Here is a 20,702-nt window from a genome sequence, read left to right as displayed (position 1 = left end):
ACCTTTCAAGCAATTAACGCTGGCTGTTGGACTTAATAATTTCATCATAGCTGGTTTCAACTTCAGAAACCTTCGCCTGATCCATAATATGATCGACCACCTGATCTTCCAGCACTGCCGACTCTACGCCAGCAAGAAGCTCCTGATTGGAATTATAATATTCAATCACTTCCTTTGGCTCTTGATAAGTAGATGCGATCTCTTCAATCATCGCACGAACACGTTTAGCATCAGGCTTAAGCTTTGTTGACTTAACAATCTCACCAACTATCAAACCAAGAGTAACTCGACGTGACGCCTCTTCTTGGAACATGGCGTCCGGCAACAACGACTTGACGTCAAAATTTTGCTGCTGTCCACCAAAGCGCTGCAGCATTTGATTACGCAACACCTGAATTTCATTTGCAACTAGCGCTTTAGGAACTTCTGTGGTGTGGGAGGCAATAAGAGCATCCATCACCTGAACCTTAACTTTTGCCTTCAAGGCATTCGCAAGCTCACGATCCATATTTGCCTTAACTTCTTTACGGAACTGCTTCTCTCCGCCTTTTTCGACACCGAACTTTTGGAAAAATTCTTTTTTCAATTCAGGCAACTGAGCTTCAGACACGCTATTAACAGTAATGGCAAATTGAACAGCTGCGCCTTTGAGCTCTTCCGCTTGATAATCTTCGGGAAAGGTAACGGGAATTACTTTTTGCTCACCCGCCTTCATACCAACAATACCCTCTTCAAAACCAGGTATCATCGATTTTGAGCCTAACACCAGCACATGGTTCTCTGCTTTACCACCGGCAAACTCAACACCATCCTTAGTGCCTAAGAAATTAATATTTACCTGATCACCTTCCGCAGCTGCACGCTCCACTGTTGACCAAGTCGCTTGATGCTTGCGCAAAACCTCGATCATATTGTCTACATCAGCTTCGGTAACTTCAGCAGTGTATTTAGTGATTTCGTAAGCAGAGAGATCACTTAAAGCAACGCTTGGATAGACCTCAAAAGTGGCCACATATTCAAGATCTTTGCCTGCAGCTAATTGCTTAGGCTGAATGGAGGGTTGACCAGCAGGTTTTACGTTTTCTTTTTGAACTGCAGCATAGAAAGAGCGGCTGATCACATCACCTACAACTTCCTGACGAATGCCAGCACCAAAGCGCTGCTTTACAACAGAGATAGGCACCTTGCCTTTACGAAAACCTTTGATGCTTACGTTACGCGCCGCTTGCTTTAGGCGATTCTCAACTTCATTTTCTACTTGCTCAGCGGGTACACCAACGGTCAAGCGGCGTTCCAATCCAGAAGTCGTTTCGAGTGAAACCTGCATATGTGCCTCGTGAAATAACAATAGTTTTGGCATTAGATCAGGCAGTCAAAAAGATGCCTAGAAAATGGTGCGGACGGAGAGACTCGAACTCTCACACCTTGCGGCGCCAGAACCTAAACCTGGTGTGTCTACCAATTTCACCACGTCCGCGTTGGGTTGCCTCATTTGCGACAAATGCAGGCACTGACTAATTTTTCATGCCGCCTAACCAATTGATTTTTAATATTTTTTATAAAAATCATCAGCCAAAGCGCGCGAAGGGTGCAGATTGTGCCACAGAGATATCGCCGGTTCAACATTTAGATGAAAGCCCGCTAAAACTCTGCGCCTGTCTCACGCTGCCGCAACACTAGCGAGCGGAAAGCATGCTGCCAATCCCTCAACAAATCAGACGTCAGCACCAGCTTTGCGCTCTCATCGACAGCGGTAAGATCAACAGCAAGAATTAAGTTATCCTGAGGAAAGGCCTTTTTTTCCTGCTCTTTGGGAGGAGACTGCATAACCTCCTTTGAGTGAAGCTGCAATTGCCATAACCATGATCCCTTTTGTTCAGCAAGCTCACTTAACTCTTCAAGGTCTTGAGAATAAAAACCGCTCTGCGTTAGCAATTGCTTCAGCTCAGCCAAAGAACTTATTGACCCCGCATTATTAAGCGACGCCCTATCAGCTATTTCCCGGATATAAAAATGAAAGGCGCGCCTCAAATGAAAGGCACAGGCAGTAAGCAGAGCCTCCCGAAGTAATCGCTCCGCACTTGTTGACATTGAGTTCATGTCACTCACCATCCCATGAATTGCACTTGCAAAGGCAAAAGCTTGATTCACCAACGAGAAATTTGTCACCTGCATATATACGTATCTCCAATAGTAAAAAGGGCGATCTATAGATCGCCCTTTAGAACAAACAGCTAGCCGCTGTTACTTCTGAACCTGCCACTTTCCATTTGTATAAAATGCCTTCCAGCCAGTAGCTTTACCATTTACTTCAGTCTGAACGTACTGCTCTTTGGTTTTGCGACTAAAACGGACAATAGCCTTATTACCATCGGAATCTTTAACTGGCGCCGATAGTAAAAAATGATACTTTGGATCTATTTTGTCTTTATAGGGTAGTAATTCTTCTACAAGCGGCGCCCTGGTTTCACGATTTTTAGGGAATTGACTCGCAGCTAAGAACAGCCCCGCAGCACCGTCACGTAAAACATAGTGATCATCCACTTTTTCACAGCGCAATTCAGGCATAACTATTGGATCAACCTTGGGTGGAGCAGCTTCTCCATTTTTCAACAGTTTGCGCGTATTTTTGCACTCTCCGTTAGTGCACCCAAAGTACTTTCCAAAGCGACCAGTTTTTAACTGCATTTCACTGCCACACTTATCACACTCGAGTGTGGGTCCCTCATAACCTTTAAGACGATAACTGCCCTGCTCCACTTCGTAACCCGGGCAATCCGGGTTGTTACCACAAATATGTAGCTTGCGATGCTCATCCAACAAATAAGAGTCCATCGCCGAATTACAGAGCTTACAGCGGTGTTTGGAACGCAGTTGACGCGATTCAGCTTCCTCGTCAGCATCAGCTTCGATAACCTCATCGCCTGATACTAAGTTCATAGTATTTTTACAGCGCTCTTTTGGAGGTAAAGCATAGCCAGAGCAACCCAGAAACACCCCCGTACTACCTGTGCGGATCTGCATATGTCGCCCACAAAGACTGCAGGGAATATCGGTTTCTGTCGGATCATTAGCACGCATACCTTTGTCAGCACTTGATGCGATCGCTAGTTTTTTACTAAACCCGGCATAGAATTCATTTAACAGGTCACGCCAGTTTTTACCGCCTTGAGCTACCACATCGAGTGAGCCCTCCATATTCGCGGTAAAACCGTAGTCCATCAAATCATCAAAACTTTCAACCAAACGCTCAGTGACTATGTCACCCATTTTCTCTGCATAAAAACGGCGGTTTTCCTGGCGAACATATCCACGTTCTTGAATCGTTGAAATGATAGAGGCATAGGTTGACGGTCGACCTATCGCGCGTTTTTCCAGTTCTTTAACCAAACTAGCTTCCGTATAGCGCGCAGGAGGTTTGGTGAAATGCTGCTGGGGGTTGAGCTTTATCAAAGGCAAAACCTGACCAACTTTCATATCAGGCAACACAACGTCTTCATCTTTTTTGGCAATTTGAGGGCTTACCTTGGTGTAGCCATCAAAGCGAATAACACGACCGCGGGTACGCAGCTCGTAGCTGCCAGCAGATACCACCACACTGGTACTGGTGTACTCTGCTGGCGTCATCTGACACGCAACAAATTGCTGCCAGATCAAACCATAAAGACGCTCTGCATCTCGCTCCATACCGCTAAGCTGGTTAGGCATGACGCCAACATTTGATGGGCGTATAGCTTCGTGTGCCTCTTGGGCACCGTCTTTACTCGAGTAAAGCACTGGAGTTTCCGGCAGATAGCGCTTGCCAAAGTTTTCCAAAATATAATCGCGACAAGAGTCAACAGCCTCTTTACTTAAGTTGGTCGAGTCTGTACGCATATAAGTGATGTAGCCTGCTTCGTACAAGCGCTGGGCCATCATCATGGTTTTTTTCACTCCAAAACCCAACCTGGTGCTAGCCGCTTGCTGAAGTGTAGAGGTTATAAATGGAGCTGATGGTTTGGATTGGGTAGGCTTATCTTCGCGACTGATGACTTTGTAAGTAGCACCTTGTAATGCAGCTACCGCAGCCATTGTCTGGGCTTCATTTACCGGTTTGAAAACATCCTCGCCAACTTTTTTTACTTCAAAATTGGCTTGCTGCCCCTTATCAGCCTGCAAATCAGCAAACAGTGTCCAGTACTCCTCGGGAACAAATGCCCGAATTTCGCGCTCACGCTCAACCACTAACCTTACTGCAACAGACTGAACACGCCCAGCAGATAGACCGCGAGCCACCTTCTCCCACAATAATGGAGAAACCATGTAACCAACCACGCGATCAAGAAAACGACGTGCTTGCTGGGCATCTACACGATTTTGATCAATAGGACCTGGCGTTTTAAATGCATTTTGAATCGCTGTTTTCGTAATTTCATTGAACACCACGCGGCGATAGCGAGCCTCGTCACCGCCAATAGCCTCGCGTAGGTGCCAGGCAATAGCCTCCCCTTCTCTATCCAAGTCGGTTGCGAGGTAAACCATATCAGCCTTTTCCGCGAGCTTCTTCAGCTCATCGACCACTTTTTCTTTGCCTGGCAATATTTCATAGCTGGCCTCCCAGTTGTTATCCGGATCTATCCCCATTCGGTTAACTAACTGGCTTTTGCTTTTTTTGGCTTGATAAAGCGCTTTTTCGTCGGCTGACATTTTGCGGGTGGCGGCCGCTTGCTTAGCGCGCTCCTTGGCATCAACGGGTTTGGCACCGCCACTCGTAGGCAAATCGCGTATGTGACCAATACTGGATTTAACAATGAAATCATTACCCAGATATTTATTGATTGTTTTTGCCTTGGCTGGCGACTCAACGATAACTAAGGATTTGCCCATGATGGTTAGAAAATTCTCTATTAAAGAAGGCGTTGCAAAGTTGAATTGTGTGACAAAAGATTGCAGTATCGCCTGAATGGATAGCTTATATCAGCTTGAAGGTGCGCATATATAAGACCTGCGCCGCAAGGGGTCAAGCTATAATTTCCCCCATACCACGCCCGCAGGGTTTGGCTTGGAGCGTTTTTGGAACATACCAAAAGGCTACATAATTCAGTAAGAAAAACATCTAAGCACCTGAAAATAAACAAATTTATTTTCATCTGCAGAACACTTGCCCCAGGCCTTGTAAACCCTGACTTTTTGAACAACAGATGCCCGCATGACTTTAGTAGCATTTTTATTTGTTTTAATGATCATTGCATTGATAACTGTCAGTGCAATCAACCGTATGCAAATGCGGCAGCGCGAGCGACGCCTTGAGCAGCGCCGTTTACGCATCAGGGCCGAGGAGCTGGCTGAAGTTGTTACTTGTTTAGCGCAAACCCTGCCGAACCGAATGATCACTAAACATATCAATGACATGATCATTAACTTGCAGCACCAAATGCTCGCCTTGGAAGATAAAAATACTGAATTACTTGAACAGGCGATCCAAAAAACGGAAGCCTATTCAGAGGAATTATTGAGTAGTGATAACCGCGCCTCAATTGGTTACCAGCGAGAGAGCGACGCGCAAATCGCCAAAACCCAGCACCACCTGAACGATGCCATGCAACTAGTGACCCAATTGGCTGCACAAGGAATTATTAACGAGGCTGAATTAAGCAACTACCTAAGCGACTTACGCTGGGCGCATCTAATGGTGGCGGTGATGTCTTATATTGGCCAGGGCGATAAATCCATGGTGATCAGTGACAGGTTTTCTGCACAGGCGTTTTATCGCAAAGCCCAACACTTGTTGATGGAGTCCATGCACCAGGATCCCCGCCGCCTGAAGATGATCAAAGAGCTGGGGGAAATTGTTGATGGAGCAAGAACCAACCTGAGTAAGGAATTGCGCGATCCGCAGAAATCAAATGCTATGGCCTAGGCAACACGATTGAGCTGTGCATCTAACGCACGAAGCAAACTAATCAGTTTGGCCAACTCCACCTCCCCCTCGATTTCTCGCCAAAAAATACAGCTTCCAGACTTGCCCTGCGCAATCGCGGGCACTGAAAGTGGCAAATCGGGCAAGCTAGCCTTGAGGGTTTTACAGATAGCCTCCGAAGGCCGCACTCCACCTTGCCAATCCCACTCCCTGTAAAAGTTACCTTCGTGCTCGTACTCAGTCCTCATCAAAATCCAATCATCCTGAAACTGCGCATTGACTGGAGGAGGTAAAAAATAAACGGGCACCACTGGAGGCGCCTCCATATTTGTTTTGAGCGCAGGCAAACGTCGCATAGTAAAACGTATACCTTGCTCGCTTGCGTGTTTCCGTAGTTGTTCTTTCCGTTTTTGAGCAGGGTTCGGGCGCAGCATGGCGATTGGCCCCAAAATCAGCGCAACAGCAACAATCAGCAAGCCAATGAACCAAAAATTCATAACAATCTCTTAACAACAGAGGCGGAAATTTCCGCCGGTGGGAACTAAACTCTTTCTCAGCAATAACATTTTAGGGAGACAAATATCATGACAGAGCCCATCAGTTACCGGCACATTATCATCGGGGTAGATCTTTCCGAGGATTGCCCTGGCGTTATTCGACGCGCCGCTGCAATTGCCGCAGCCTGCAATGCAAAACTCACCATCGCCCATGTGCTTGAGCCTATTGCCTTTGCTTATGGCGGTGATATGCCGGTAGATTTAAGCGGCGTGCAAGAACAGCAGGTACAAAAAGCGGAAGCTGATCTTGCCCAGCTAGCGGCGACTAGCCCTTATCCCATTCAGCAGCGGCATGTGTTGGTCGGGCAACCTGCTGCAGAGCTGCATTACCTTGCCGAACAGGAATCAGCCGATTTGATAGTAGTGGGTAGTCATGGACGCAAAGGTTTTTCGCTGCTGCTAGGCTCGACCCCCAACAGCGTCTTACATGGCGCAACCTGCGACGTTCTCGCCGTACTGGTAAAAAAGCAATTGGCTGAATCCTAGGGCTTTTTTACTGCGGGAATAGCCGGCCACTATTCCTGCTGCATATCCTCCAACTCAGCCCAGCGCTCAAAGCAATCATCCAGAGCCTGCTGTACTGCCGCCAACTCTTGCAGCTTTTGCTCGACGGCAGCAGCAGTTTGACTGTAAAAATCAGCAGCACCCGTAATCGCCGCCAAAGCCTCAAGTTTGGCCTCTAGCTGTTCGATTTTGTGCGGTAATTCATCAAATTCTTTTTGAAATTTGTAACTCAGTTTTTTTGATTTCGCCGATACTTTCGGAGCCTCAACAGCAGGTTTTTCTGCTACTGATGCCGTAGGTATAGATGCAGGTAGCTCGTCGGCTTGAGTCCATTTACCGCCTTGACGCAACCAATCGTCATAGCCGCCCACATATTCAAGTACATTTCCACGGCCCTCAAAAGCAATGACGCTGGAGACTATATTGTTCAAAAAAGCTCTGTCGTGACTGACAAGTAATAAAGTGCCGGGATAATCGGTCAATATGTCTTCCAATAGTTCGAGCGTCTCAACATCCAAATCATTGGTAGGTTCATCCAGCACCAGCAGGTTAGCCGACTTACTGAATAACTTGGCGAGCAAAACCCGGTTGCGCTCTCCCCCCGAAAGGGCGCGCAGAGGGGTTCGCGCACGCTCACCGCTAAATAAAAAGTCGCTCAAATAGGAAAATATATGTTTGGACTTACCATCGATATCAATAAACTCCCGCCCTTCTGCAATGTTATCGACGGCATTTTTATTGAGATCCAACTGATCGCGAAGCTGATCAAAATAAGCGATTTGTAAATTAGTGCCCAGTTTGACGCTACCGCCCTGCGGTTCCAATTCACCCAGTATTAGCTTGAGTAAAGTACTTTTACCGGCGCCATTAGCGCCCACCAAGCCAATTCTGTCTCCGCGCATAATTCGCGTCGAAAAGTTTTTTACTATGGGCTTATCGCCCCAGGAGTAAGAGACATCAACGAGATCTGCCACCAATTTGCCGGAATCGCCACTGGTTGCCAGAGAGAAATTTGCTTTGCCCACCAGCTCGCGGCGTTGAGACCGGGTTTCGCGCAGCGCTTTCAACGCACGAACACGACCTTCGTTGCGGGTGCGGCGCGCCTTTATTCCCTGACGAATCCAGACTTCTTCTTGAGCCAGTTTTTTATCAAATAACTCATTGTGGCGCGCCTCATCAGCAAGCGCCTGCTCCCGATACACCAAAAAGCTTGTGTAATCGCCCTCCCAGTAACGCAGATGGCCACGATCCAATTCCGCAATATGTGTTGCCAAAGCCTGCAGCAATGAACGGTCGTGGGTGATAAATACCAAGGCTCCATTAAAGTTCAGGAGTTGTTTTTCCAACCATTCAATTACCGCTATATCCAGATGGTTTGTTGGCTCATCCAGCAAAAGTACATCCGGCTCAAGTACCAGCGCGCGCGCCAGAGCAACACGGCGACGCCAACCTCCCGATAGCTCACGCATAAAACGATCAGCCGGCAAATCGAGGCGAGAAATAATTTCCTCCACTTTCTGCTGCAAAGCCCAGCCATCATTTGCTTCTATTTGCTGCTGAAGCTGGGTCATGCGTTCGAGCTGGTTATCGCTGATATCTACCGAATGGGATAACAACCGGTATTCAGCCAGCAGCTCGCCTATACCATGCGCACCTGCAGCCACCGCATCAAATACCAAGCGATCGTCCGCCTCTGGCAAATCCTGCTCAAGCCGCGCAATACGGATTCCGGTCTGTTTGATGACCTCCCCTTTATCCAAATCCACTTCGCCGGCAATCACTTTCAGCAAGCTGGATTTACCCGTTCCATTACGCCCGATAAGACAAAGACGCTGTCCGCGTTCAATCGTGAGGTCAACACCGTCAAGCAAGACTTGCAAGCCGTAACTCAGGCCTGCTTTTTCAATTTTAATCAAAGACATAGAAGGAATAATTCAGGTGGTTTTATAACAAAAATGATAGTGGCAGAAGCAAGAATGGACTGTTATTCTCAAAAGAGCCGCATCATATCCCAGCAGGCTTGGTTAACCAACCTGTCGGCGTGATAAGCCCACCAACAAAAACAATTCCGTAAGACGATATTCGCAAGAGAATAATTGAGGTTCACATGAGGTTTTCGAAAATACTTTGGCCATTGTCGTTGAGCGCCAGTGTATTGATCGGCAGTATGACCATCACCACGTTCACACACGCCGCGACCAGCGCCAAACAAAGTACCAAAACTGACGTGCGGACAACTGAGCGACAAAAGTACGATCAGGCACAAAAAGCCCTCAACAATAAAAATAGAGCCGAATATCGACGCCTGGTGAAACAACTGCAGAATTATCCACTGGTTCCCTACCTTGAATATCAGGATTTAACCGAGCGGCTAATCACTTTGCCTAAAACTGAGGTTGAAAGTTTTTTCACGCGCTACCCGGAATCGTTTTTAGCAGAGCGTTTACTGCATCGTTGGTTGCGCACCCTGGCGCAGAGGGAACGCTGGGCCGAATACCGTCAATTTTACGATTCCCGACTCACCGACCCGGAGTTGGCATGCCTGAATCTGCGTGCACGTCTGGCCACAGGCGACAAAACGGCTCTCGATGATGTGGCTAACTTGTGGAATATCGAAAAAGCACAATCCAAAGCTTGTGATCCAGTATTTGCGGAATGGCGCAAAGCCGGACGCATGACACCGGAATTGATTTGGCAGCGCCATCTAAAGGTGCTCAACGCGGGCAACAATGGTATGGCAAGCTATTTGAGCAATTTGTTGCCAGCAGCAGAACGCTCTAATGCGTTATTACTGCAACAGGTCAATGCGAACCCGCGACTTTTAAAACAAACTTCAAAGTTTTCCAAACAATCGCCACACACAAAAAGCATCATTCTTCATGGTTTGAATAAACTTGCGCGCACCAATGCCAAAGAAGCGCTCAGCTTGTGGCGGATTTACGATGCCCAACAACTGTTCAGCGATGAAGATCGCAATGCAATTAAATACCAGATTGCACTGCGTTTATTGCATCAAGATCATGACAGCGAAGCTGAAAAGCTGGTGGCGTCGACACCGGGACTCAATAGTGTCGATTTACTTGAATGGCTACTGCGCGAATCCCTGCGCAAACAAAATTGGGAACAAGTGAATGAATGGCTAACCCGTTTACCTGCGGATGTTAAAGCTACTGAGCGCTGGCGTTATTGGCAAGCGCGCACCATGGAAGAGCTGGACATTAAAGAAATCAACGGCGAAACACCCTTGGCGATTTATAACAGTGTCGCTCCTGCACGCAGCTTTTATGGGTTTTTGGCAGCAGATAAAACGGGCATTAACTATCACCTGCTGGATCGGCCGGTAGTCGTTAATGAGCAGCAGGTTCGCGCGGTAGAAAATAGCCAAGGCATGTTGCGCGCGCGCGAATTTTTAGAGCGAGGCAATCTATCCGCAGCGACGCGCGAATTTTTTTACAGCGCACGCCGTATGAAACCTGAGGACGCCGCTGTTGCCGGGCGTTTGGCTGAGCGCTGGGGCTGGCATCGCCACGGCATTCAAATTATGGCCGAAGCACAATTATGGGATGAACTACAAACACGCTTTCCCATTGTTTACCAAGACCACGTGAGCAAAGCCGCTAAACAAACGTCCGTTAACCCTCTACTTATTTTTGCAGTTGCCCGGCAAGAAAGTGCATTTATGGCAGATGCCAAATCACCGGCTGGCGCTGTGGGATTGATGCAATTACTTCCCGCTACCGCAAAACAGACGGCACAAAAAAACGGCATGAGTTTTCACCCACAAGACCTGGTTCAACCGGCCAAAAATATTGCCCTGGGAAGCCGCTATCTTGATTACCTGCTAGACGTTTTTGATGGCAATAGAATCCTCGCTGCTGCCGCATACAATGCTGGCCCATCAAGAGTGCGGAAATGGATGAATAAAGATAAAAACGCACAGCTACCTTACGATGTCTGGATAGAAACTATTCCGTTTAAGGAAACACGCGGTTATGTGCAAAATATCCTGTCATTTTCGGTGATATATGCCTACCGTTTAGGTCAAGAGACGCAATTTGTAACTCCTGAAGAGGCAAATCGCACTCTGTAGATTTCGTTTGAAAATTAACATATACAAAACCAGCACCAAAAAAACGCCGCTTGAATATTAAGCGGCGTTTTGGCAGTCTTTTAAACCAGTTATTTTTTAATGTGTCGATAAAAATTCACGCAACCGTTTCTGCACAACAGCAGCCAACTCGTCTGGCTGGAATTTAGATAAAAAATCGTTACAGCCCACCTTTTCAACCATGGCTTTATTAAAACTACCGCTCAGGGATGTATGCAAAACCACATATAAATCCCGCAGTGCAGGATCTTTTCTTATCTCCGCGGTTAGCCGATATCCATCCATTTCGGGCATCTCAGCATCAGTCACCAGCATAAGGATTTCGTCGGTGACTTTGCGACCAGCAGCAGCCCATTGTTGCAACAGGGTTAAGGCCTGTAAACCATCCTGAACCGAAAGCACATCAACACCGATATTCCCCAAGGTTTCTACTACCTGCTTAACAGCTGTGGGGGAGTCCTCTGCCAGTAAAACCTTGAGTTTATGTTTGCGCGCCTTGTGCGCGAGATCCTCGTCCAACACATTGGCTGAAACCCGGGTGTTGTATGGAATTATGTCGGCAAGTACCCGTTCAACATCCAGGATTTCCACCAGCTGTTCATCAATGCGCGTAATAGCTGTTAAAAAATGAGCTCTCCCCGTACCTTTGGGGGGTGGCAGTATCAATTCCCAATTCAAATTCACTATACGGTCAACTTCACCAATCATGAACGCCTGCACCGAGCGATTGTATTCCGCAACAATCAGGTTGGCATTGTCGGTGTCTTTGAGTGGGCTCATACCAATAGCCGCGCGCAAATCGATCACCGGCACAGCCTGGCCACGCAAATGGGCAACCCCTCGGATATGAGGATGACTATGAGGGACATGACGCAGCTTGGGAATTTTGACAACTTCTTGCACCTTAAAAACATTGATTGCAAAAAGCTGACGCCCGCCCAAGCGGAACATAAGTAATTCCAGCCGATTTTCACCTACCAACCGGGTACGCTGATCGATGGAATCCAGTAACTTAGACATTCTGCTACCTTGTAATCGATAAAATTGCAGTCGAATAATTCGACCACTGGCGCATGCATAAAGCGTTATTGGGTCTATCCACTTGATTATTTCAGTATAGCTAAAAATAACCGTTGATTTCTAAATAACAAAACCCAACACAAAAAGACTATATCCAACTTAAATAGCGATATACTCTTTTTATGAGCCTACACTTAACTTCCATACCTATTGGATAGTTGACCGCCTATGCTAATAATAATGTTATACAGTCTCTGTGAAATGATTGAGCCCAGATGAGCGAACATACACCGCTACTAGCCCGCCAACCAATTTTTGATGGCAACATGAAAGTTGTTGCTTACGAATTGCTGTGCCGCAACAGCGATTTGAAATTTATTTCAACTTCCGATGGCGATGCCGCCAGCTCACAGGTGTTATTAAACGCATTCACTGAGCTTTCTATCGATGAAGTAGTTGGCTCACACAAAGCCTATGTGAACTTTACTCGCGCCCTGCTCACCAGCCCACCACCCTTTGGCAAACAAAAGCTGGTGATAGAAGTATTAGAGGGGCAAACAATCGATGCAGCCATGCTTTTTTCTTTGCAGCAATTGCGCGAGCAGGGTTACACCATCGCACTGGATGATTTTGAATTAAGTAGCGACACCGAGGGCTTGGTTCCTTACGCTGACATAGTCAAGCTGGATGTCTTGGCGCTTTCGCCAGAAAAGCTCAGTGAACACGTGCGTCACTTGAAATCATTTGGCCTCACCCTGATTGCCGAAAAAGTGGAAACCTATGAAATGTTCGAAAAATGCAAAGCCATGGGCTTTGACCTTTTTCAGGGATATTTTTTAGCCAAACCGCGAGTCATCAGTGGACGAAAGATTTCCGAAAATAAACAGTCCGTTTTACAGCTGCTTTCTGCATTACACGATCCCGATATCCCCTTGGATCAAGTAGAACGCATGATTGCGCGCGACACACTGTTGAGTTTCAAACTGCTGCGTTTGGTCAACTCTGCAGCCTTTGGTTTATCAAGACATGTAGATTCGCTACGCCAGGCCATAATGTTGCTTGGATTAACCAAACTCAGAAATTGGGTTAACTTATTGGCGCTGTCCAACTTAAGCGGAAAACCCCACGAACTGAGCATAACCGCTCTCACGCGCGCGCGTATGTGCGAATTAATTGCTTCAAAAATTTATCAGCGATCCCGACCTGATTCTTATTTTACCGTAGGCCTTTTATCTACTCTTGATGCTTTTCTGGACACACCACTGGAAGAGCTACTACGCAACTTATCGTTAAGCGAAGCCCTAAACCAAGCCATGCTCAGTCACACAGGCCCAGAGGGGCAAGTACTGGAGATAGTGCAATTACATGAGCAAGGTCACTGGCAGGATATTGATTGGGAATATCTAACCAAGCTGGGAATTAACCCCGAAGACTTGGCTGATATTTACATAGACGCACTGCGTTGGGTTGCTGAAACCATGCAGACGCTCAGTCTGAACCAAGGAAGTTGACCCCAGAGAGAAAACATCGACTACTCTCTGGGGTCAATTACATCATCAAACTGTCACTCGCTGCAAAAAAGCAGCAGTTTGATGGGTATCGAAAGGCCAACACAACTCTTCAAGATGATGCGGGGATTTGAGCACGGGAATTTTTACACCGTAACGCTCAATAAGTTCGTCCGATTGGGCAATATCAACTTCTTCGAGTGTTACCGCATAATTGCCTAACAGCGGATCTACAACCTCCCGCGCCAGCTCACACAGATGGCAACCAGGCGTTGAATACAAATAAATAGCTTTCATACATTGCGTCCAGATAAAAACGCCATTTTAACAGCGCATTAACCGAGCGACAGCTGAAAATTTACCCAAGAGAATTAACTTAATTCCAAGGCGAAAATTTGTTTCATAAAACCACTAAAACGATGCGCCTGTGTTTGATCCCCGGTCGTCTCGTCTGGCATTTTTTCAGCAATGTTTGTCAGCAACTTCTCTGGCTCAGCAAATACCGAGGCGCGATCCAAACTATCAAGCAGGTCGCGGATGAAATTACCCAAAGGTAAAAGTGAATCGTTGTTTAGGCCAAACTTGTTACCATTGCCGGCAGTGCTTGGTTCAAAGGCCTCATAAGCCTTGGTAACTTGTTGGATTTCAGCTTGCGCAAGGTTTAAGGCAAAACTACCAATCTGGGATGAGTCATAACCCAACTCCATCGCTTGTGCAAAAGCACCGTCCAAATCACCGGTAAAAAATTGATCCGCCAGATTATTTACACGGCCTAACAAATCATTAATCGCCACTAGCTCCGCCTCACTTAAATCCCCTTCAATACTCAATGAAAAAGACTGGCTGGCACTATAACTGGCATTCATCGCACTTACTGATTCATTCCCGCGCCCTGCTCGACCGGCTTCGACCGCAAGCCCCTCACTGGAGGCGGCCTTAATAGTGACCTTATCACCCTCTTTTGTAGTCAACTCAAAACTAAATTCGCGCGCCCGACCATATTCATAATTGGCGTAGCCCAAGTAGGACGAAGGAGCCGGAATAAATGCAGGGACTTCGAGTGATAGAGGCGCAGCTTTAGCTGATGATTTGAGATTTGGAGTCACTTGCTCTGCACTGGCAGTTGGCTGATTTTTAACAACTCCAGCTTCACTACCAGCAGTTGGCTCAGCGGTTGTCGATTCGATAAATTTAGCTCTCAACTCATCGACACCTGCAATCACCAAATCGTAGGTTTTACCTATGTCAGTTTTAATCTCGGGCGAGAGAAGACTCAGGGCTTCGAGCTTTTCGCTCGCTTCCGCAAAACCTTTTTTAAAGCCAGATAAACCAGCCTCCAAACGGGTTTGCAATTCTTCTTGAGTGGCTCCTTCAGCAACATCCATTTGCAGGCGCCGCTCAATAAAACCCAAGATGTTATTGGCCACTTTTTCTGCGGTCAGTGGTTCAAAGGTGGCGTACTCTTCAGCGGCGGCTTGGCCTTTGGAAGCAATTTTTTCGTAGGCCATTGAGAGGGTTTTATTCACAACCTGAAGCGCGGTTTGCCGCTTCTCCTCGTAGCTCATGCCTTGAGTATCAACGCGCCGCAGCGATTCCAGGTTCAAACTGACCAAGGTATCGACAGATGTTTGCCCCTTGGCTCCGGGAAGCCCTTGTGAGCTGCTTGAGGGCAAATTTGTAGCGAAGTTGTTGAGCGAAGAAATGGTCATGATGTCACCTGTAGGCCGTCGCGGTGTAGTTGCATCACAGGTTAGCGGCCAGCTAGCCTAATTCTTAAAGACTTATTTGCGCGTTAAAATAAGGGTCGTTATAACTGCAAATGCCAGCACACCGAGTATCACCCAGCCGAATTTACCTTTACTCCCCTGATCAACCTCTGCCTTGCCCTGCCCGCCCACAGGGGTGCGGCTCACAGAAGAAGAGCGCGTGGCACCTGGAGTGCGTTCGGCGCGAGCTTTTGGGGGGATCGCTGCAGCGCCGGGTGTTGATACTTGCGGTGTCACTTTGCGCAAAGTAGTTTTGGCCAAATCATCCGCAGGCCCCATTACCCCGAAGCTCAAGGCATCAAAACGCAGCTCATCGCCACGCTTTACTCTCGCCTCAGCCACGCGTTTACCGTTTAAAAAAGTCCCATTGGCTGAGTCCAGATCTTTAACAAACAACATACCGTCAATCACTTGTAACTGAGCGTGACGCCGGGACAAATGTGCCGCCGGTAAGCTGATATCGCACTCGCTGGAGCGGCCGATTGTCGTGAGTTCTTTAAGCGGAAATACGCGATTAGCTAATGCGCTGTGGTTCGCTTTAAGCGACCAGCCTGTGGTTTTTGGGATACGAACCTGAGTGCCTTCTGCCGGTGGCGTTGCAGCCAAACGCGCCTCCCGCTTGGGGTCGATAACCACCAGCTCAACCGCGCCGATCGTTATTTCATCGCCCGGTTTAAGTTCGCACGCCCCATTCACTTTCTGCCCATTCACTGCAACAGGCTGCAAAGGCACCAGGTTGCGCAGGGTGAGATGTTCGTTATCAACCAACACTTCCATATGCAAGTCGCTGACTAAGGGGTCATCTATTACCAAAGCGTTGGTAGCCGAGCGACCTATAGTAATTTTGGGTTCCACTAACCATACCGCATTGTATTTATTGTCTTTAAAGCGGATTTTAAGCATATGTATTGACCTAAAAACTAACAAAAGAGCGGGCGATGATGCAGCAGCCTTAGGTCGATTTCAACCTTCTGGCCGCCAGAGAAATGAACAGGATCTTTGTTGGCAATGACTTAGGGCAGATGCAAAGTCAAAACACCGCCGCCCAATGGCCCGCCATTTTCAATTGTCATATAACCCTGACCGCGCCGGGACTTGTGCAAAGAAAGCACCTTGCGCGCAAACAGCAAACCCAACCGGGTGTTGCCGGATTGGAAAGACACACCGGCTTGATTGGATGCGCCCATCAACATACTTTCAGGGTAGCCCTGCCCGTCATCGGCGACACTAATGGAGAGAAACCCATTCTCCTCGCGCACAACAATTAATAATCGTTCGCGCGAGTAACGCGCACAATTAACCAGTAAATTATTTAACACCCCGCCCAGTAACTCAGCATCAAAGTACCAGGCCAAGTCAGGGTCGCAATCTACCTCTATGCGAATATTGCGCGATTTTAACAAAGCATCATTGCGAGCCACCTGCTCATCAATAACATCTACTAAATGGTGCTCATCAATCACTACTGAAAGTGTTTTTTCGTCCATTTTATACAGTGATAACAACTGTACCAGCTCGCCATTTATGCGTGCCGCCTCGTACTCCAGCGTAGAAAAAAATTTGGCTTGCTGGGCATCTTTAGGGGGCGATGCCTCCACCATTGCAGAGAGGGTATTGAGCAACATGCCCAATGAATTTTTCATGTCATGGACACTGGATGCCAGCACAAATGAAAAATCAATTGGCACCTGATCGTAATCCTCATCGGGATTGTGTGGGCTTGATTTAAAATCCATCATCAACCTCGCTGTTGTTTTTCATAGGCCCGCACCAAGCTGCTGTAAACATCACTTAACTGCTTGTAGCGTTGAAATTGTGGGTGCTGGGGCGAGATAATCCCGCTGGTTTTGGTAAATGTCTGTTGAATTTTTTCACTCAAGCTGACATCAAATTTTGTTTTCAATTTATCAATCAACGCTTGAACATAATTCAGACGCAGACCAATATGGTTTGGCAATTTTTGCAGCGCTGTTTTGAAAGCATCGGCAGCAGCCGAAAAATCCTTGGCGTTATAATAGGAAATCCCTTTTTTATTGATTTCTGCGACCATGAGTTTATTTTTCTCACTGCGCGGTTCGTCGAGCAACACATCAAGTTTTTGCAATTGTTGCTCATTGCTGGCGTACCTGTGCAGCAACTCAGCCAGGCGATCCTGAGCTTCAGCAGTGCGCCCTAACAAACGCAGCGCGCGCACCATCTCAATTTGCACCGACAAGGCACTTTCATCGCTGGTATTACCTAATGCTGATTGGGCACTGGTTAGTGCATCCAGTGCACGGCGCTGATCGCCAGCACAAACTTGTAACTGACTTTCCAGCAACAGCGACTCCGCCTTGCGTAAATTATTTTTACCGAATTTATCCTCCAGACTGACCGCGCAATTAATGGCATCTCTCACCAAAGGCTTGGCTAATTCTTTATCGATAGAAAATAAATCAATGGTGGCTTGCGCGAACTGTGCGTGTACATCCGCCTTATCAAAACAGGAATGCTCGCCTAATTTGACCGCGCGTTTGAGTGCATTTGCTGCAGTGAGCAAATCGTTATTTTGTTGTGCAACATTGCCTAATTCTTGTTGCCGCAAAATCGATAGTGGTGATAAATCAGTCGCCTTCTGCAAAACCTCTTGCAGGCCTTCGGTATTGTGTTGGAGTTTGAAAAGTTCTGCTTTCAGATCATAGGCTTTCATACACAGCGGGTTTGCCTGCAGAATATTTTCCAGCCACTGCTGTGCGCCTAAAAGATCATTTTGTGCCAAACGGGTTTTAACCATACCCAACTGCGCCCACTCCAATTCGCGGTTATCCAGCACGCTTTGATACAAGCTTTCTGCAGCGGGTAAATTATTTTTCTTGAGGTAGAGTTGGCCAAGAATCTTTTGGCAGCTGTTGGTGTAGCGAGTGCCTTTGGCAATCAGGTCGTTACACAATTTAATTGTCAGATCATCGTCTTTGGCTTTTTGCGCGGCAAGTACTTCTTTTAACTCCAGGCGCTGCTCAAACAGGCGATTCAAGCGTTGATCTAAGGCTTTGGGGGTAATAGGTTTGGCAAGGTAGGCGTCCGGCTCGTAATCGTAAGCCGCCATAATGATGCTTTTGCTGGACTCGGCAGACACCAGGATAAACAAACTGTCTGCACAGGGGTTATCGGTGGAGCGCAACTCTTCCAGCACCTGCTGGCCACTTTTGCCTTTTCCCAGATTATTATCACAGAGAATCAGGTCGTAATGACGAGCCTTACAGTATTTAAGCGCCTCTTCACCTGAGGCTGCGGAATCGACGTTCCCTATGCCTAAATCCATCAGCATTTTGTACAGCGTGCCACGAAAATTTTCGAAATCATCAATAATCAGGGCATGCATCTTGTAAAAGCCAAGATCGGCCATCAGTCCACCTCCAAAAAGAAAACAAGCTAAGGATAGCTCAGGATTCCCCTATCGCTAGGACAATGGCCGCAAATGCCGTACCAATTTACGTACTGTGTTAACTACCGTGAACCAGCGATGGCTGACGGCGGCGGGATAAAAACAGGCTGTTACCGCCCTCTTGTTTGGCCGCTTGTTTAGCCTCAGCCAACAACTGGGACACATGGTGATGGGTTTTGCAATATTCCAAATCAGGCTCTACCGCTCCGATGGCAAGGGTGAGCACACCAAACTTTTTTCGTCGCCCCTGGCGATCAGCACTCCAAAATTCAGCATTATCAGGCGGTAGTAAACTTGCGCTCATACGAGCAAATTCCGCTAACACCTGTTCGCATCGCTCTTGCCAATTTTGCGCGCAAAATACCAGGATGAAATCATCACCCCCTACGTGCCCTACAAAATCCTGTTTGCTATCAATCGCCTCACACAGAATACGCCCAAGGTTCACAATAACTTCATCGCCAGCCGTGTAACCAAAAGCATCATTGAAAGGTTTGAAATGATTAATATCGCAATAGGCCACTACAAATGTGGTTTTATTTAACAGTAAATGATCAACCCATTCGTACAGAGGGACATTGCCCGGCAACTGCGTCAGTGGATTGCTGTGGCGCGCAGCGCGCAACTTTTCTTCAGTAATGGAGCGCAATAAATCCCGCACTTTACCCACACCCACATATTGATTGTTATCGCTGACAATAAAATCAACACTCAGATTTTGCTGCGGATCTTCACTGATTAATTGACCAACGGTTTTTAGATCTGTGTTTATATCAACAATAATCGACAAGGGGCTGACGAATTCGGCTACTGGTTTTTGTGCATAAAGTTCATGGGCGAAACGGCGCGAAAATACATTGAGTATTTCAGCGCGACTGACCATACCGAGCGGCTTGCCCTGGTCTACTACCGGAACGCAGGTAAGACGCACATCGGCGCGAAACATTTTCACCAGGGTTTCCGCTGTTGTACTAGGCGCTACCGGCGCAGAATCCACCACAATTTCACTGACGCGACGAGTGAAATGATCCTGATGGCGGCGCGCAGAAACACCGGATAATTGAACCAATGACGCACTGAGTTCAACCGCTGGCTGGGCCAGAGGGCGCGCAATAAAATAACCTTGGGCGTAATCCACACCCATGGCAACCAGGGTTGTAAACTCCGCGGCCGTTTCAATGCCTTCTGCGATGGCCTTGTGCCCCATGCGATGGGCAATGTCCAGAATCGCCCGGACAAACTCGCGCTTTACCGGATCTTTATCGATACCGGAAATAAAATGACGATCAATTTTTACATAGTCCGGGCACAGCTCACTCCAAACCCTGAGCCCAGCATAGCCGGCCCCCAAGTCATCCAGCGCGACGGCAAAACCTTGCCGCTGGAAATGGTCTGAGGCAGCGCACAGCAAATCCAACTCATCCAGTGGCTGGCTTTCGGTTAACTCAAAGACTAACCGCTCGGCACTTAGCCCAACCCGCTGCAGAATTTCCCGTGTGACTCCATCGCGATATTGACTGTCGGTAAAACTGATCGGACTCATATTCAGAAACAGCTTGCCCGGCAAATTCAGCTCCGCAAAGCGCTCACAGGAAACCTCGCGGCAAGCAAATTCGAGTGCTGCCAATAAGCGCGACTCGCGAGCAACGGCAAATAAACTATCCGGTTTGTGCAAAGGGCTGTCGTCTGGCCCACGAATCAGCGCCTCGTAACCGATAATGCGCGTGTTCTCCACCGCCATAATCGGCTGGAATACTGGGGTTAGGAGCTTGAATTCAATCAAGCGTCGCAATTCCTTGTGCAGAAAAGATGAATTAACAACAGTGCTCTGCAGGTGCATAGGGTGACAACTTAACAGCGGACGAAGAGGGGCTAAGTGTCAAAATAATCCCGCGTAAAGATGACAATTTGATGAA

Annotated in this window: 16 protein-coding genes and 1 tRNA gene; 4 read left to right on the top strand and 13 right to left on the bottom strand. The window is 47.5% G+C overall.

The window, feature by feature from the left end; genetic code table 11:
• Positions 1 to 13: 13 nt before the first annotated feature.
• From tig to topA, 4 genes are all read right to left on the bottom strand, one after another.
• Positions 14 to 1,327, bottom strand: a complete 1,314-nt coding sequence (gene tig / locus ACFODX_RS07890; protein WP_378117784.1) for a trigger factor — start codon at positions 1,325 to 1,327, stop codon at positions 14 to 16.
• A 65-nt stretch (positions 1,328 to 1,392) separates the two neighbouring features.
• Positions 1,393 to 1,477: transfer RNA gene (locus tag ACFODX_RS07885), tRNA-Leu, on the bottom strand.
• A 164-nt stretch (positions 1,478 to 1,641) separates the two neighbouring features.
• Positions 1,642 to 2,175 carry a DUF6586 family protein gene (locus ACFODX_RS07880; RefSeq protein WP_378117782.1) on the bottom strand — a complete coding sequence of 178 codons (534 nt, stop codon included), beginning with the start codon at positions 2,173 to 2,175 and terminating at the stop codon, positions 1,642 to 1,644.
• A 69-nt stretch (positions 2,176 to 2,244) separates the two neighbouring features.
• Positions 2,245 to 4,866: a type I DNA topoisomerase gene (topA, locus tag ACFODX_RS07875; RefSeq protein WP_378117780.1), complete on the bottom strand. Its 2,622-nt coding sequence runs from the start codon at positions 4,864 to 4,866 to the stop codon at positions 2,245 to 2,247.
• A 322-nt stretch (positions 4,867 to 5,188) separates the two neighbouring features.
• Here topA and ACFODX_RS07870 point away from each other — a divergent pair, with 322 nt between their 5' ends.
• Positions 5,189 to 5,899, top strand: a complete 711-nt coding sequence (locus ACFODX_RS07870) for a hypothetical protein (RefSeq protein ID WP_378117778.1) — start codon at positions 5,189 to 5,191, stop codon at positions 5,897 to 5,899.
• On the opposite strand, the gene ACFODX_RS07865 is transcribed toward ACFODX_RS07870, so the two are convergent.
• A complete protein-coding gene (locus ACFODX_RS07865; protein WP_378117776.1) occupies positions 5,896 to 6,396 on the bottom strand; it encodes a hypothetical protein in 501 nt (166 codons plus the stop codon). The genes ACFODX_RS07870 and ACFODX_RS07865 overlap by 4 nt on opposite strands.
• 87 nt (positions 6,397 to 6,483) lie before the next feature.
• Here ACFODX_RS07865 and ACFODX_RS07860 point away from each other — a divergent pair, with 87 nt between their 5' ends.
• Entirely contained in the window at positions 6,484 to 6,942 is a 459-nt protein-coding gene (locus ACFODX_RS07860; RefSeq protein WP_378117774.1) for a universal stress protein, read from the top strand.
• 29 nt (positions 6,943 to 6,971) lie between these two features.
• Here ACFODX_RS07860 and ACFODX_RS07855 read toward each other — a convergent pair whose 3' ends face one another.
• On the bottom strand, positions 6,972 to 8,882 hold the full coding sequence (locus ACFODX_RS07855; protein ID WP_378117772.1) for an ATP-binding cassette domain-containing protein: 1,911 nt from the start codon (positions 8,880 to 8,882) through the stop codon (positions 6,972 to 6,974).
• A gap of 185 nt (positions 8,883 to 9,067) precedes the next feature.
• On the opposite strand from ACFODX_RS07855, the gene ACFODX_RS07850 reads away from it, so the two are divergent.
• Positions 9,068 to 11,050, top strand: coding sequence for a transglycosylase SLT domain-containing protein (locus tag ACFODX_RS07850; protein ID WP_378117770.1), 1,983 nt, complete (start codon positions 9,068 to 9,070; stop codon positions 11,048 to 11,050).
• Between the two features lie 96 nt (positions 11,051 to 11,146).
• Here the strand turns inward: ACFODX_RS07850 and ACFODX_RS07845 are convergent, their stop codons facing one another.
• Positions 11,147 to 12,088 carry a chemotaxis protein CheV gene (locus ACFODX_RS07845; protein WP_378117767.1) on the bottom strand — a complete coding sequence of 314 codons (942 nt, stop codon included), beginning with the start codon at positions 12,086 to 12,088 and terminating at the stop codon, positions 11,147 to 11,149.
• Between the two features lie 275 nt (positions 12,089 to 12,363).
• Here ACFODX_RS07845 and ACFODX_RS07840 point away from each other — a divergent pair, with 275 nt between their 5' ends.
• On the top strand, positions 12,364 to 13,599 hold the full coding sequence (locus ACFODX_RS07840; protein WP_378117765.1) for an EAL and HDOD domain-containing protein: 1,236 nt from the start codon (positions 12,364 to 12,366) through the stop codon (positions 13,597 to 13,599).
• A 45-nt stretch (positions 13,600 to 13,644) separates the two neighbouring features.
• Here ACFODX_RS07840 and ACFODX_RS07835 read toward each other — a convergent pair whose 3' ends face one another.
• The 6 genes from ACFODX_RS07835 to ACFODX_RS07810 all read right to left on the bottom strand — a co-directional run bounded on the left by ACFODX_RS07835 (position 13,645) and on the right by ACFODX_RS07810 (position 20,626).
• Entirely contained in the window at positions 13,645 to 13,893 is a 249-nt protein-coding gene (locus ACFODX_RS07835) for a glutaredoxin family protein (protein WP_378117763.1), read from the bottom strand.
• 74 nt (positions 13,894 to 13,967) lie between these two features.
• Entirely contained in the window at positions 13,968 to 15,305 is a 1,338-nt protein-coding gene (locus ACFODX_RS07830; protein WP_378117761.1) for a DUF5610 domain-containing protein, read from the bottom strand.
• Between the two features lie 72 nt (positions 15,306 to 15,377).
• Positions 15,378 to 16,265, bottom strand: a complete 888-nt coding sequence (locus ACFODX_RS07825; RefSeq protein ID WP_378117759.1) for an FHA domain-containing protein — start codon at positions 16,263 to 16,265, stop codon at positions 15,378 to 15,380.
• Between the two features lie 110 nt (positions 16,266 to 16,375).
• The gene (locus ACFODX_RS07820; RefSeq protein ID WP_378117757.1) at positions 16,376 to 17,101 is read right to left on the bottom strand and encodes a sensor histidine kinase; all 726 of its coding nucleotides are present in this window, start codon (positions 17,099 to 17,101) and stop codon (positions 16,376 to 16,378) included.
• Positions 17,101 to 18,747 (bottom strand): response regulator, encoded by a 1,647-nt coding sequence (locus ACFODX_RS07815; protein WP_378117755.1) that lies wholly within the window; start codon positions 18,745 to 18,747, stop codon positions 17,101 to 17,103. The genes ACFODX_RS07820 and ACFODX_RS07815 overlap by 1 nt, the downstream gene beginning before the upstream one ends.
• 97 nt (positions 18,748 to 18,844) lie before the next feature.
• On the bottom strand, positions 18,845 to 20,626 hold the full coding sequence (locus ACFODX_RS07810; protein WP_378117753.1) for a bifunctional diguanylate cyclase/phosphodiesterase: 1,782 nt from the start codon (positions 20,624 to 20,626) through the stop codon (positions 18,845 to 18,847).
• Positions 20,627 to 20,702 lie beyond the last annotated feature (76 nt).

Origin of the sequence: Cellvibrio fontiphilus (genome assembly GCF_042646205.1) — a bacterium.
In the GTDB taxonomy this organism is placed as follows: domain Bacteria; phylum Pseudomonadota; class Gammaproteobacteria; order Pseudomonadales; family Cellvibrionaceae; genus Cellvibrio; species Cellvibrio fontiphilus_A.
The sequence above is the reverse complement of the archived record's forward strand: the minus strand, read 5'-3'. Positions and strand labels throughout refer to the sequence as shown.